14 protein-coding genes and 2 tRNA genes are annotated in these 13,257 nt (G+C 68.2%); 6 read left to right on the top strand and 10 right to left on the bottom strand.

Annotated elements, in window-relative coordinates; genetic code table 11:
• Positions 1 to 46 precede the first annotated feature (46 nt).
• Together tig and AWC18_RS17965 are read right to left on the bottom strand one after the other, a co-directional pair.
• Complete coding sequence (gene tig, locus AWC18_RS17970) at positions 47 to 1,468, bottom strand: trigger factor (protein WP_064998340.1); 1,422 nt, start codon at positions 1,466 to 1,468, stop codon at positions 47 to 49.
• A gap of 52 nt (positions 1,469 to 1,520) precedes the next feature.
• Positions 1,521 to 1,597, bottom strand: a tRNA-Pro gene (locus AWC18_RS17965).
• Positions 1,598 to 1,735: 138 nt separating this feature from the next.
• Here AWC18_RS17965 and AWC18_RS17960 point away from each other — a divergent pair.
• Together AWC18_RS17960 and AWC18_RS17955 are read left to right on the top strand one after the other, a co-directional pair.
• Positions 1,736 to 1,809 (top strand) — tRNA-Gly (locus tag AWC18_RS17960).
• 215 nt (positions 1,810 to 2,024) lie between these two features.
• Positions 2,025 to 3,248: a serine hydrolase domain-containing protein gene (locus tag AWC18_RS17955; RefSeq protein WP_085139614.1), complete on the top strand. Its 1,224-nt coding sequence runs from the start codon at positions 2,025 to 2,027 to the stop codon at positions 3,246 to 3,248.
• Positions 3,249 to 3,251: 3 nt separating this feature from the next.
• On the opposite strand, the gene AWC18_RS17950 is transcribed toward AWC18_RS17955, so the two are convergent.
• The 4 genes from AWC18_RS17950 to AWC18_RS17935 form a co-directional block, all read right to left on the bottom strand.
• Positions 3,252 to 4,055 (bottom strand): Fpg/Nei family DNA glycosylase, encoded by an 804-nt coding sequence (locus AWC18_RS17950; RefSeq protein ID WP_085139613.1) that lies wholly within the window; start codon positions 4,053 to 4,055, stop codon positions 3,252 to 3,254.
• A gap of 21 nt (positions 4,056 to 4,076) precedes the next feature.
• A complete protein-coding gene (locus AWC18_RS17945; protein WP_064998227.1) occupies positions 4,077 to 4,556 on the bottom strand; it encodes a ribose-5-phosphate isomerase in 480 nt (159 codons plus the stop codon).
• A 42-nt stretch (positions 4,557 to 4,598) separates the two neighbouring features.
• Positions 4,599 to 5,207 (bottom strand): DsbA family oxidoreductase, encoded by a 609-nt coding sequence (locus AWC18_RS17940; RefSeq protein ID WP_064998226.1) that lies wholly within the window; start codon positions 5,205 to 5,207, stop codon positions 4,599 to 4,601.
• 83 nt (positions 5,208 to 5,290) lie between these two features.
• The gene (locus tag AWC18_RS17935; protein WP_064998225.1) at positions 5,291 to 5,671 is read right to left on the bottom strand and encodes a DUF1304 domain-containing protein; all 381 of its coding nucleotides are present in this window, start codon (positions 5,669 to 5,671) and stop codon (positions 5,291 to 5,293) included.
• Positions 5,672 to 5,731: 60 nt separating this feature from the next.
• Between AWC18_RS17935 and pepN the strand changes: the two genes are divergently transcribed.
• Positions 5,732 to 8,296, top strand: a complete 2,565-nt coding sequence (gene pepN / locus AWC18_RS17930; RefSeq protein WP_085139612.1) for an aminopeptidase N — start codon at positions 5,732 to 5,734, stop codon at positions 8,294 to 8,296.
• Here pepN and AWC18_RS17925 read toward each other — a convergent pair whose 3' ends face one another.
• Genes AWC18_RS17925 through ctaJ form a run of 3 tightly spaced genes read right to left on the bottom strand, consistent with a single transcriptional unit; the run spans position 8,297 to position 9,805 of the window.
• Positions 8,297 to 9,070, bottom strand: coding sequence for a hypothetical protein (locus AWC18_RS17925; RefSeq protein WP_234806577.1), 774 nt, complete (start codon positions 9,068 to 9,070; stop codon positions 8,297 to 8,299). It lies immediately after the preceding gene.
• 59 nt (positions 9,071 to 9,129) lie between these two features.
• Positions 9,130 to 9,597: a DUF5130 domain-containing protein gene (locus tag AWC18_RS17920; protein ID WP_085139611.1), complete on the bottom strand. Its 468-nt coding sequence runs from the start codon at positions 9,595 to 9,597 to the stop codon at positions 9,130 to 9,132.
• Entirely contained in the window at positions 9,584 to 9,805 is a 222-nt protein-coding gene (gene ctaJ, locus AWC18_RS17915) for an aa3-type cytochrome oxidase subunit CtaJ (RefSeq protein WP_420093362.1), read from the bottom strand. Before ctaJ ends, AWC18_RS17920 begins: the two co-directional genes overlap by 14 nt.
• A 244-nt stretch (positions 9,806 to 10,049) precedes the next feature.
• On the opposite strand from ctaJ, the gene AWC18_RS17910 reads away from it, so the two are divergent.
• A complete protein-coding gene (locus AWC18_RS17910) occupies positions 10,050 to 10,490 on the top strand; it encodes a hypothetical protein (protein ID WP_064998221.1) in 441 nt (146 codons plus the stop codon).
• 9 nt (positions 10,491 to 10,499) lie between these two features.
• Here AWC18_RS17910 and AWC18_RS17905 read toward each other — a convergent pair whose 3' ends face one another.
• Positions 10,500 to 11,135, bottom strand: a complete 636-nt coding sequence (locus tag AWC18_RS17905; RefSeq protein ID WP_064998220.1) for an HNH endonuclease — start codon at positions 11,133 to 11,135, stop codon at positions 10,500 to 10,502.
• A gap of 135 nt (positions 11,136 to 11,270) precedes the next feature.
• On the opposite strand from AWC18_RS17905, the gene AWC18_RS17900 reads away from it, so the two are divergent.
• Together AWC18_RS17900 and AWC18_RS17895 are read left to right on the top strand one after the other, a co-directional pair.
• Entirely contained in the window at positions 11,271 to 11,669 is a 399-nt protein-coding gene (locus tag AWC18_RS17900; RefSeq protein ID WP_064998219.1) for a globin, read from the top strand.
• Positions 11,669 to 13,246, top strand: coding sequence for a glycoside hydrolase family 13 protein (locus tag AWC18_RS17895; RefSeq protein ID WP_064998218.1), 1,578 nt, complete (start codon positions 11,669 to 11,671; stop codon positions 13,244 to 13,246). Before AWC18_RS17900 ends, AWC18_RS17895 begins: the two co-directional genes overlap by 1 nt.
• Positions 13,247 to 13,257 lie beyond the last annotated feature (11 nt).

The following is a 13,257-nucleotide window of genomic DNA, read 5'->3' as shown; positions in this document are numbered from 1 at the left end:
AAGGCCGGGCCAGGGCGCTCCGAACCGGCTTCGTTCGCTTACAGCGTCACTCGTCGTCGGAGTCAGCTTCGGCCTCAGCCGCTTCGTCGGCTTCCTCGGCAGCGGCCAATGCCTCGGCGACCTCGTCGGCGTCGCCTTCGTCATCGGCGTCCGTTCCGAAGAACTCGGCGGTGTCGATCGCGTTGCCGGCGGTGTCGCTGACCTCAGCCGCACGCACCGCCGCAGCCAGCGCCATGCCGCGGCGCACGTCGGCGAAGACCGCAGGCAGCTGCTTGTTCTCCTGCAGGAACTGCACCAGCTGCTGCGGCGGGATGCCGTACTGACGCGACATCAACACCAGGTGCTGCGTCAGGTCGTTCTGCCCGACCTTGATCTCGAGCTTGTCGCCGAGCGCGTCAAGCAGCAGCTGGGTCTTCACCGACTTCTCGGCCTCGCTGCGGGTATCGGCGTCGAACTCCGCGCGCGAGGAACCCTTCTCGGCCAGCGACTCGGCGAACTTGTTCTCGTCGTGGTCGAAGGCGTGCAGGGCGTTGTGCAGGGCGTTGTCGATGTGCGCCTGGACCACGGCGTCGGGCAGCGGCATCTCGACCTGCTCGACCAGCTTCTCCAGCGTCACCTCGCGGACCTTCTCGGCCTGCTGGATGCGCTTGGTCCGGCTCACCTGTTCGGTGAGGTTCTCCCGCAGTTCGCCGATGGTGTCGTACTCGCTGGCCAGCTGAGCGAACTCGTCGTCGGCCTCCGGCAGCTCGCGCTCTTTGACCGACTGGACCGTGACGGTGACTTCCGCTTCCTTACCGGCCTGCGGGCCGGCCGCCAGCTTGGTGGTGAACGTCTTGCTCTCACCGGCCGACAGCCCCACGATGGCGTCGTCGAGGCCTTCGATGAGCTGACCCGAGCCGACCTCGTGCGACAGCCCCTCGGTGGCTGCGCCTTCAACGGGCTCGCCGTCGATGGTGGCGTCCAGGTCGATCGAGACGAAGTCACCCTTCGCGGCCGGCCGGTCGACCCCGGTCAGGGTGCCGAACCGAGCACGCAGGGCGTCGAGTTCGGCGTCGACCTCGTCGTCGCCGACCTCGATAGGGTCCACGGTGATCTTGAGCTGCTCCAGGTCGGGCAGGGTGATCTCGGGTCGCACGTCGACCTCGGCGGTGAAGGCGATGTTCTCACCGTCGTCGAGCTTGGTGACCTCGATCTTGGGCTGACCGAGAGGCTTGAGGTCCGAGCTCGTCACCGCCTCGGTGTAACGACTCGGCAGCGCCTCGTTGACCACCTGCTGCAGCACGGCGGCACGGCCGAAGCGGGCCTCGATGAGCTTGGCCGGAGCCTTGCCGGGCCGGAAGCCCGGCACCCGCACCTGCTTCGCCAGCTGCTTGTAGGTCCGCTCGAAGTCCGGCTGAAGCTCGGTGAACGGCACCTCAACGTTGATGCGAACCCGGGTCGGGGTCAGCTGCTCGACGGTGCTCTTCACGGGTGTACTCCTCGATATCGTTGACGTGGTCGGTCGTGCCGGTGCGGCGCGCTGGTCGGGGTGACAGGATTTGAACCTGCGGCCTTCCGCTCCCAAAGCGGATGCGCTACCAAGCTGCGCTACACCCCGCACTGACCAGGCGATCCTACGGCCCGGGATATCGGTGATCACAATGACCTGCTGCCAACGCCCCCACGCAGCCATCACGACGGGGGTAATTGGATTTCGGGTCCGCCACGCCGGTACAGTCTCGCTCTAGCTGTTCATGCGGGCGTAGCTCAATGGTAGAGCCCTAGTCTTCCAAACTAGCTACGCGGGTTCGATTCCCGTCGCCCGCTCCAGAGGGCCCGGCGTGGTGGCCGTCGACCTATGGTTCGGCGGACACCAGCGACCGGTTCCACATGTGACCATCGCCAGGTCAGCCGCGTATGCCGACCGGGGCCGGGGGCTGCTGTACTCACCGGTCGCCGTGGACTTATCCTTCCAAGCGAACTACGCGGGTCCGATCGCCCCGTCGCCCCGCGAAAGGGGATTCTCCCTAGCAGGAAGGCACGCCATGGGCGGCACACGGCACGTCCAGATTCATGGGACGTGCTCCCCGCGCTTTGAAAAGGTGCGAACCGAGTTCGAGCGCAACTTCACCGAGCGCGACGAGCTCGGCGCCGCCGTGGCGGCCTATGTCGACGGCGAGCTGGTGGTCAATCTGTGGGCCGGCTCCGCCGACGCCGACGGCCGGCGGCCCTGGCAGGAAGACACCCTGAGCACCGTGCTGTCGGGCAGCAAGGGGTTGACCAGCACCTGCGTGCACCGGCTCGCCGATGCCGGGGAACTGGACCTGCGGGCCCCGGTGGCCCACTACTGGCCGGCGTTCGGTCAGGCCGGCAAGGGCGACATCTCCCTGGCGATGGTGCTGGCCCACCGATCCGGGGTCATCGGGCCGCGGGAGCCGATGCACTGGCGCGACGTCACCGACTGGGACCTGGTCTGCGAGCGCCTTGCCTCCGCCGAGCCGTGGTGGCGGCCCGGCACCGCTCAGGGCTACCACATGACCACCTACGGCTTCATCATCGGCGAGGTCGTGCGGCGGGTGACCGGGTTGACGGTGAGCCAGTACCTGCGCACCGAGGTCGCCGGTCCGCTGGGCGCCGAGGTGCACATCGGCGTGCCGGCCGAGCAGCAGGGCTACCGCTGCGCCGATCCGGTGGGCAAGCCCACGATCCGGGAGATGCTGTCTTCGGCCGGGGCGCCGAAACGCCCGACCTCGTTGGACGATCACCCCAAGGCGGGATTGGCGGTCGCCATGGGGTTCGCCCCCGACGACGAGATCGCCACCAACGACCTGACGCTGTGGCGCGAACTGGAGTTCCCCGGCACCAACGCCCAGGTCTCCGCCCTGGGCATGGCCACGTTCTACGACGCACTGGTGCAGGAGAAGCTGCTCAGCCGGGCCGCCATGGACCGCCTGCGGGTTCTGCAGGGCGGCACCGAGACCGACCTGGTGCTGGGCCCCCGAGTCGCCGAACACGGCTGGGGCATGGGCTACATGCTCAACGCTCAGGGGGTCAACGGGCCCAACCGGCGGATCTTCGGTCACGGCGGCCTGGGCGGATCGTTCGCCTTCGCCGATCTGGAGCACCGGATCGGCTATGGCTACGTGATGAACCGGTTCGACCACACCCAGGCCAATGCCGACCCGCGCAGCGTGGTGTTGTCCAACGAGATCTACCGCGCACTCGGGGTGGCGATCCGGCCCCGGCGCGAGACGGTCTACGACGACTGAACTTCAGGTCTGGCACGACGGGCACCAGAACACATTGCGCCCCTCCAGCTCAGCGGTCTGCACGGCAGTCCCGCACACCCGGCACGGGTCGCCGGCGCGGCGGTAGACGTAGGTGCGCGGCTTGCCGGCCGCGTACGCCGGAGCGCCGTGGTCATCCTCGGGCCGGACCACGACGATGCTGCCGCGGCGCAACCCCACCTTCATCAGCGCCACCAAGTCGGCCCAGATCTCGGCGAAGTCCGCTTCGCCGATCTGCACGCCGGGCCGGTAGGGGTCGATCCGGTGCCGGAACAGCACCTCGCTGCGGTAGACATTGCCGACTCCGGCCAGCACCGACTGGTCCATCAGCAGCGCAGCAATAGATTTGCGGGACTTGGCGATTCGCTTGAACGCCAGCGACGGATCGGCGTCCCCGCGCAGTGGATCAGGCCCCAGCCGCGCGATGACGCCGGCGACTTGGGCCTCATCGATCACCTCGCAGGCTGCCGGGCCGCGCAGGTCGGTGCCATAGCCGGTGCCCACCATCCGCATCCGCACCTGACCGACCGGCTCGGGCAGGTGACCGTCAACCAGGTCGAACTCGGTGAAGTGGCCGTAGATGCCCAGGTGCACGTGCACGATCGGCCCGTGCGCGTAGTGGTGGAACAGGTGCTTGCCCCACGCCTCGGCGCACAGCAGCGGCCGCCCGTCGACCAGGGCGGCACCGGATTCGAAGCGGCCCTGCGGGCTGGACACCCCAACAGGAGCCCCCGCGAAACGGCGCTGATGGAGCCGGGCCAGCCGGTGCAGGATGTGCCCCTCCGGCATGTCAGGCCGCTCTGTGCCGTGTCAGGCGGGCGCGCCCGGCACCGGAGGTGCCTCGTGGTTGCGCTCGTAGGCAGCCAGGATGTCGATGCGTCGCTGGTGACGTTCGGCCTGCGACCACGGAGTGCTCAAGAACGCGTCGACGATCGCGAGCGCTTCGGCGGTGGTGTGCATGCGGCCGCCGATGCCGATCAGCTGGGCGTTGTTGTGTTCCCGGGCCAGCTGCGCGGTCTCGGTGCTCCAGGCCAGCGCACAACGCGCCCCGGGCACCTTGTTGGCCGCGATCTGCTCGCCGTTGCCGGACCCGCCGATCACGATCCCCAGGCTGTCGGGGTCGGCCACCGTGCGAGCCGCCGCCGCGATGCAGAACGCCGGGTAGTCGTCCTCGGCGTCGTAGCTGAAGGCCCCGCAGTCGACCGGCTCATGGCCGGCCTTCTTCAGGTGCTCGACGATCGTTTCTTTGAGTTCGTAGCCGGCGTGGTCGCAGCCGAGGTAGACGCGCATGGCGTCATTCTCTCAGACTCGGTCTGCTCCCCCGCCCGGCCGTCAGTCGAACTCCGGCGACTCGCCACGGGTGCGCTTGAGCTCCCAGAAGTGCGGGTAGGACGCGAAGGTCACCGACGCGTCCCACAGCTCCCCCGCCTGCTCGCCGCGGGGAATGCGGGACAGCACGGGCCCGAAGAACGCCACCCCGTTGACGTGGATGGTCGGCGTCCCGACGTCCTTGCCGACGGCGTCCATCCCGGCGTGGTGGCTCGCACGCAGCGCTTCGTCGTAGGCGTCGCTGGTGGCGGCGTCGGCCAATTCGGCCGGCAGGCCCACCTCGGCCAGCGCACCGGCGATGACGTCGGGGAAGTCCTTGTTGTTCTGGTTGTGGATCCGGGTTCCCATCGCGGTGTAGAGCGGACGCAGGATCTCGTTGCCGCGCAACTGCTCCGCGGCGATCGCCACCCGCACCGGACCCCACGCGTGCTTGAGGCCTTCGCGATACTGCTCGGGAAGGTCGTCACGGCCCTCGTTGAGGACGGCCAAACTCATCACGTGGAAGGTGACATCGATGTCACGGACCTTCTCGACCTCCAGGATCCACCGGGAGGTGATCCAGCACCACGGGCACAGCGGATCGAACCAGAATTCGGCTTGCGATTTGGGCATGGGCGGGCGATCCTCTCAGCCGACGACGGGACACAGATAGCAGTGGTAACGCGGCCGCGAGCACATCTATGCCCGCCGCCGGGTCACAGGCTCAGGGCCAGCAGCGCGACCGCGACCGCCGGAAAAGCACCCTGGAAGGCGGCGGCGCGGGCCTTGTCCGGCGACGACGACACCAGAACCAGTGCCGCGGCAAGCATGGACCCCACACCGGCGAAGATCAGCGCGAGACCAACCGTGTCGTGGTCCAACGAAAACGCGGCGATGCCGACCACTGTGACGATGGCCAGGAACAGGTTGTAGAAGCCCTGGTTGAAGGCCAGCGTCTTGGTGATCTCGGCCTCCTGCGCAGTGGTGCCGAAGACGGCACGCGTGCGCGGTGAGGTCCAACTCAGCGACTCGAGCGCGAATATGTACACGTGCACCATCGCGGCCAGCACCGCAAAGGTCAGACCGGCGATCAGCATGGCCTCATTAAACTCGGTCCGGCGCCCGACCGCACTGTCCGGCCACTACTGTAGGCGGGCGTGGCACTTCCTAACCTCACCCGCGACCAGGCCGCCGAACGGGCCGCCTCGATCACCGTCGACAACTACCGGATCACCCTGGACCTCACCGACGGCAACGGCAAACCGGGCGAGCGCACCTTCCGCTCCACCACCACCGTCACCTTCGACGCCCTGGCCGGCGGCGACACCGTCATCGACATCGCCGCCGAGAAGATCCACAGTGCCACCCTCAACGGCCGTCCCCTCGACGTCTCGGCCTACGACGAGTCGGTCGGCGTGGCATTGACCGGGTTGGCCAAGCACAACACCGTGGAGATCGACGCGCAGTGCTACTACTCCAACACCGGTGAGGGCCTGCACCGCTTCGTCGACCCGGTCGACGACGAGGTGTATCTGTACTCGCAGTTCGAAACCGCTGACGCCAAGCGGATGTTCGCCTGCTTCGACCAGCCGGACCTCAAGGCCACCTTTGACATCACCGTCACCGCGCCGTCGCACTGGCAGGTGATCTCCAACGGCGCCACGGCCTCCGTGCGTGACGGAGTACACACCTTCGAGACCACGCCGAAGATGAGCACGTATCTGGTGGCGCTGATCGCCGGACCGTATGCCCGTTGGGACGACGTCTACCGCGACGAGCACGGCGAGATCCCGCTGGGGCTGTTCTGCCGGGCATCGCTGGCCGAGCACATGGACGCCGAGCGGCTGTTCACCGAGACCAAGCAGGGTTTCGGCTTCTACCACAGCAACTTCGGCGTGCCGTATGCGTTCGGCAAGTACGACCAGCTGTTCGTGCCGGAGTTCAACGCCGGTGCGATGGAGAACGCCGGAGCGGTGACGTTCCTGGAGGACTACGTCTTTCGCAGCAAGGTGACCCGGGCGTCGTATGAGCGACGCGCCGAGACCGTGCTGCACGAGATGGCGCACATGTGGTTCGGCGACCTGGTCACCATGCGGTGGTGGGATGACCTGTGGCTCAACGAGTCGTTCGCGACGTTCGCCTCGGTGCTGTGCCAAAGCGAGGCAACCGAGTACACCAGCGCCTGGACCACGTTCGCGAACGCGGAGAAGTCCTGGGCCTACCGCCAAGACCAGCTGCCCTCGACGCACCCGATCGCTGCCGACATCCCGGATCTGGCCGCCGTAGAGGTCAACTTCGACGGCATCACCTACGCCAAGGGCGCTTCGGTGCTCAAGCAGTTGGTTGCCTATGTCGGTCTGGACCACTTCCTTGCCGGTCTGCGCGACTATTTCGCCGCACACGCCTTTGACAACGCCACCTTCGACGACCTGCTGGCGGCGCTGGAAAAGGCTTCCGGCCGGGATCTGTCCGACTGGGGCCGCCAGTGGCTGAAGACCACCGGACTGAACACGCTGCGCGCGGACTTCGACGTCGACGGCGACGGTCGGTTCACCCGGTTCGCGGTGACTCAGGGTGGCGCCACCCCGGGCGCCGGCGAAACCCGGGTGCACCGGTTGGCAATCGGCATCTACGACGACGACCCCTCCGGATCCGGCCGGCTGGTGCGGGTACACCGCGAGGAGCTCGATATCGAAGGACCCAGCACCCAAGTGCCCGGCCTGGTCGGGGTTTCGCGCGGCAAGCTGATCCTGGTCAACGACGACGACCTGACCTACTGCGCGCTGCGCCTGGACCCTGAGTCACTGGCCACCGCAACCGAGCGCATCGCCGACATCGCCGAACCGTTGCCGCGCACCCTGGTGTGGTCGGCGGCCTGGGAGATGACCCGCGAAGCCGAACTGCGCGCCCGGGACTTCCTGGCATTGGTGCAGCGCGGCATCGGCGCCGAGAGCGAGGTCGGCGTAGCCTCCCGGCTGCTGTTGCAGGCGCAGACCGCGCTGGGGTTCTACGCCGATCCGGCCTGGGCCGCAGAGCAAGGTTGGCCGGCGTTCGCCGACCGATTGCTGGAGCTGGCCCGCGACGCCGAACCCGGTTCGGATCACCAGCTGGCCTATGTCAACGCGCTGTGCACCTCGGTGCTCGCCGAGCGGCACACCGCGGTGCTGGCCGCGCTGCTGGACGCGGACCCGGCCACCCAGGGCCTGGCCGGGTTGGCCGTCGACACCGACCTGCGCTGGCGGATCGTGGTGGCGCTGGCCCGCAGCGGTGCGCTGGACTCTGCGGCCATCGACGCCGAGATCCAGCGTGACCCCACCGCCGCCGGCCGGCGCCAGGGCGCCCAGGCTTCGGCGGCCCGGCCGCAGCCCGCGGTCAAGGAAGCGGCCTGGCAGCAGGTGATCGAGGACGACACATTGGCCAACATCACCGGTCGCGCGATCATCGCGGGGATCGTGCAGCCCGGCCAGGGCGAGCTGCTGGCGCCATTCACCGCGCGCTATTTCGAGGCGATTTCGGGCGTGTGGGAGCGGCGATCCAGCGAGGTGGCGCAGACCGTGGTGGTGGGCCTGTACCCGGGTTGGGATGTCAGCCAGGCCGGGTTGGACGCCGCTGACGCCTTCCTGGCCGATCCTTCGGTGCCGTCGGCGCTGCGGAGGCTGGTCCTCGAGGGCAGGGCCGGGGTCGAGCGATCGCTGCGGGCGCGCGCCTTTGACACCGCCTGATCAGCGGTATCCCCCGTCGCTGAGTCCGGCGGCCTCCTCGAAACTGTTGACACCGCCGAAGATCCGCACCCTTGCCTCTTCGGCGAGGTAGCGCGCGGGCATCTGCACCGCGCCCAGGGCAGCCCATTGCTGGGCGTGGATCTCCTCGTGGTGCAACAGCGTGTCCAGATCCGGTCCGCCCGGGCCGAGTCGGCCTGATTCGATGATCTCGCGCATCCGCTCGGCGGGATCGGACACCCGCACGGTGGAGTTGACCAGGAACAGGTCGCCCCACATGGTGCCGCCGCGGTGGCTGAACGTCCCGTGAATTCGATTGCCGCCCACCACCATCAGCACGCCGTTCGGGGTGGTCGCCACACACCCGCCGGTGTTGCAGATGCCGCGCACCACCGCATAGCTCCAGCGGTTCGCACGCTGACGGTCGACGATCCGTCGCATTTCCGCAGGGCCGTACGGGGTCTCGGGAAAGTCGCTGCCCGAGCCCGGCCTGCCGTAGCCGGTGCCCGCGTTGAGCAGGTAGGTCAGCAGCACCGCTCGCCGCACCGCGTCGCCGCCGGCTGTTCGGGGGATGACGAAGTAGCTCTTGCGGTCCGGGTCGGTGAGCTGCTCCATGACGTCCAGTGCCCGGAAGCTGTCTCGAGTGATGCCGTATTCGCGAACGATTTCGGTCACCGCTCGTGGTCCGACCGCACGCCGGTCGAGGTTGGCCAACCAGGCCCGGTGTGCCGGGGAGGCGGCGGCGAAAGCATGCGCCGAGTCGACCGCTGATCCCACGGGTGGACCTGGGAGGTTCACGCTGGTGACCAAGGGATCGTCCGGCAGTTCAGCCGGTGCTAGGCCGGGGTTACGCCGGCGCTGATCACCTGCACCGCGCTGACCAGACCATCGATCAGGTGGCCGTCGCGGAACGCCGCGGCCGCCGCTGCCACTCCCTGCGGGGCGGCAGCCGGGGCAATGCGGCCGGCCACACCGGCGCCGTAGACCACCTCGATGGCCTTCTGGTCCGGCGAGACCGCAATGAGCACGGCGTCATTCGGGGTCGGCACCTTCGCCAGGATCTCGCGGGCCCGCGCAGCGGTGTCCTCCCCCAGATCGCCGATGTAGGTGGCGAAACGGGCCTGGGTGGCGCGCGACGCGTAGGTCAGTGCCTCATCGAGGGCCACCAGTTCCTTCACCGGGAACGGGTAGTGCAGCGAGGCCTCGCCGGGCTCGGTGACCCCGGACACCCGACCGCTGTTGGTGACCACGAAGCCGTGCGGCAGGTCGGCCGGATCGATCGTTACGACTTCACCAGTTGCCACTGGTTCCACCCCCCACGCTGAACTCGGAATGGCCGTGGCCGTGTCCGCCGATGGCCTCGTCGGTCGCTGCCCACAGGATCGGCGGGTGCGTCCACCGATCCGACATCTGATAGACGGCCGCGCGCGGCCCCTTCTGCGACAGGGTCCGGGCAGCCAGCAAGGCGAAGATCGCCGCCGGGATGCCGATGAAGATGCCGAGAGTTTCCAACACGCTCACGCCGTAGACGGTATCCCACCGCTGATCGACCGGTGCGAGAACCCGGCCTCATAGCGCGCCGAGGGGCCTGTCGGCCGGGCCGGCACGTGGTTATGCACCATGGGTAAAAGACCGACCGGCTCGTCTGTCGAAGTCGCACGAGGGCCCCGGCCAGCAGCCGGCGCGTGGCAGCGTTGGTACCGGGGCAACGTCGCACCGAACGTCTGTCGCACCGAACGTCTGAGGAGGCACCAACGTGGACTGGACCGGCGAAGCCCTGGGCACCGACACGCTGATCACCCTGCTGGCGGCAGGGCTGATCTTCCTGCTCGCGCTGGGCCTGGGCATCTGGAAATACCGGCAGATGGTCACCCGGCCGGAGCACCTCGCCCATCCCTACGTCGACATCGCACACCGGGCCGCCCTGCTGTATGCCTTCGCGACGCTGCTGCTGGCGGTCTTCGTGGAGCTCAGCGCCTGGCCGACCGGGGTGAATCTGACGGCAGCCATGGTGGTCGTCTTCTACTTCGTGGCGGCCATCATCAGCTACATCGTGCACGGCGCCCGGCAGGACACCACCAACCAGTTCGAGCACCCCACTGCCGCACTGCGCGGGTCGATGGTGCTGCTCATCCTCGGTGAGATGGGTGGATTCGGCGTGCTGCTCGCCGGGTTCGTCGCCGGCTGGCTCGGCTGAGGCCGGCGCTCAGGCAGCGCCTTCGCCGAGGTAGCGCATCCAGACCGGATCGAGATCGTTGATCACCGCCAGCAGCCGCCAATGCTGGCCCTTGGGCGAGGTGGGCACCAACCGCAGCGTCCAGCCGAGCTCCGCCAGCAGTCGGTCCGCCTTGCGGTGATTACAGGTAGAGCAGGCGGCCACGCAGTTCTCCCAGGAGTGGTCCCCGCCGCGACTGCGCGGCACCACGTGGTCGACGGTGTCGGCCTTGCCGCCGCAGTAGGCACAGCTGTGCTGGTCGCGGTGCATCAGTGCGGCGCGCGTCAAGGGGATCCGGGCCCGGTACGGCACCCGGACATAGTTCCGCAGGCGGATCACCGACGGCACCGGCACCGAACGGGTCGCCGAATGGATGACCGGGCCGGACGGGTCGTCGTGCACCATGTCGGCCTTGCCGCAGATCAGCATGACCACGGCACGCCGCAGCGACAGCGCCGTCAAGGGCTCGAAGGTGGAGTTCAGCAGCAGCACCCGCCGGCGGGTCCAGATCGATGCGGCATCAGTGCCGCTCGCGGACGTGGCGACCGAATGCAGGCATGGGGCGGCGGCAAGCCCGCTCAGGCTCGCCGGTGGGGCACCGGGGGTGCGGTGGCCCCGACGCTTCATATCCGGTCTTGCAGCCGGTTCATGTGTCGCACCATTGACCTCCGCCGAACAGTTCACCACGATTCGACGCTGGTCGCACGCCTATTAACTGTGTGTTCACCGGCAGCAGCCGGCGATGCCCCACAATGGTGGGCGATGCAGCCGATAGAAGAACCCTCGTTTTATGACGCCGTCGGCGGTGCGGAGACCTTTCACGCCATCGTCGCGCGGTTTTATCAACTGGTCGCCCAGGATCCGATCCTGCGCCCGATGTACCCCGCCGACGACATGGACGGCGCCGAGGAACGGCTGCGCATGTTCCTTGAGCAGTACTGGGGCGGACCCCGCACCTACACCGAGCGCCGTGGGCACCCGCGGTTGCGGATGCGTCACAACCCGTACCGGATCGGTCCGATGCAGCGTGATGCCTGGCTGCGCTGCATGGTGACGGCCATCAGCGAGATCGACAGCGACACCCTCGACGATGCACACCGTGCCGAGCTGCTGCAGTACCTGCATTCGGCAGCCGACTTCCTGGTCAACGCGCCGATCTGATGACCGCCCACGACCGCCCCGGCCGCCCCCCGTGGTGGGCCGACAGTGCCCTCTACCAGGTGTATCCCCGCTCGTTCGCCGACAGCAACGGCGATGGTGTCGGTGACCTGGACGGGGTCACAGCACATCTGGACTACCTGCACTGGCTGGGGGTCGAGGCGCTGTGGCTCAACCCGGTGATGGTGTCGCCGATGGCCGACCACGGCTATGACGTGGCGGATCCGCGTGACATCGATCCGCTCTTCGGCGACCTCGCGGCACTGGATCGGCTGGTGGCGGCCGCCCATGAGCGCGGGATCAAGGTGACGATGGACCTGGTGCCCAACCACACCAGCTCAGCGCACCCCTGGTTCGCCGAGGCGCTGGCCGCCAAGCCCGGCAGTCCCGAGCGCGACCGCTACTTCTTCCGTGACGGGCGCGGACCCGACGGCGAACTGCCGCCCAACAACTGGGTGTCGGTCTTCGGCGGCCCGGCCTGGACGCGGGTCAGCGTGCCCGACGGCCCTGGCCAGTGGTATCTACATCTGTTCGATGTGTCACAGCCGGATCTGAACTGGGACAACCCGGAGGTGTTCGCCGATTTCGAGCGGACCCTGCGGTTCTGGCTGGACCGGGGCGTGGACGGCTTCCGCATCGATGTCTCGCACGGCATGGCCAAGCCTGCCGGTCTGCCGGACATGCCGGTCACCGACGTGAAGCTGCTGGCCCACCAGGACGACGACCCGCGCTTCAACCGACCCGGCGTGCACGCGATCCACCGGGCTATCCGCAGCGTCATGGACGACTATCCGGACGCCGTGAGCATCGGTGAGGTCTGGGTACACGACAACGCACAGTTCGCCGAGTACCTACGGCCCGACGAACTGCACCTGGCCTTCAACTTCCGGTTGCTTCAGTCCGACTTCGATGCCACCGAGATACGCACGGCGATCGACAATTCGCTGGCCGCGGTGGCGTTGGTGGACGCCACCGCCACGTGGGCGCTGGAGAACCATGACGTCGAGCGGGCGGTCACCCGCTACGGCGGCGGTGCCCTCGGGCTCGACCGGGCGCGTGCCATGGCCCTGGTGTTGCTGGCCCTGCCCGGAGCGGTGTTCGTCTACAACGGCCAGGAGCTGGGCCTGCCCAACGTCGAGCTCCCGGACTGGGCGCTGCAGGATCCGGTGTGGGAGCGCTCCGGGCACACCGAACGCGGACGCGACGGCTGCCGGGTGCCCATGCCCTGGTCCGGCGATGCGCCGGCGTTCGGGTTCTCCGACACCCCCAACACGTGGCTGCCGATACCGCCGCAGTGGGCAGGTCTGACTGTCGAGCAACAACGCAGCGAGCACACCTCGACGCTGTCGCTTTACCGGCAGGCCCTGGCAATACGCAGGAGCAGAACCGAACTCAGCGGCTCGCAGATCGATTGGCTCGACGCCCTGCCCGGAATGCTGGTCTTCCGGCGCGGCGGGCTGATATGCGCGCTCAATGCCGGCGACCGCCCGGTGGATCTTCCCGAAGGACAGCTGGTGCTGACCAGCGCGCCGGCAACAGAGGGTGTCTTGCCACCCAACACCGCGGCCTGGCTGGTCTGAACCTCCGGCGC

The organism is Mycolicibacter nonchromogenicus (assembly GCF_002101775.1).
Lineage (GTDB): Bacteria > Actinomycetota > Actinomycetes > Mycobacteriales > Mycobacteriaceae > Mycobacterium > Mycobacterium nonchromogenicum.
Note: the sequence above shows the minus strand (reverse complement) of the source record. Positions and strands in the feature narration are given on the sequence as shown.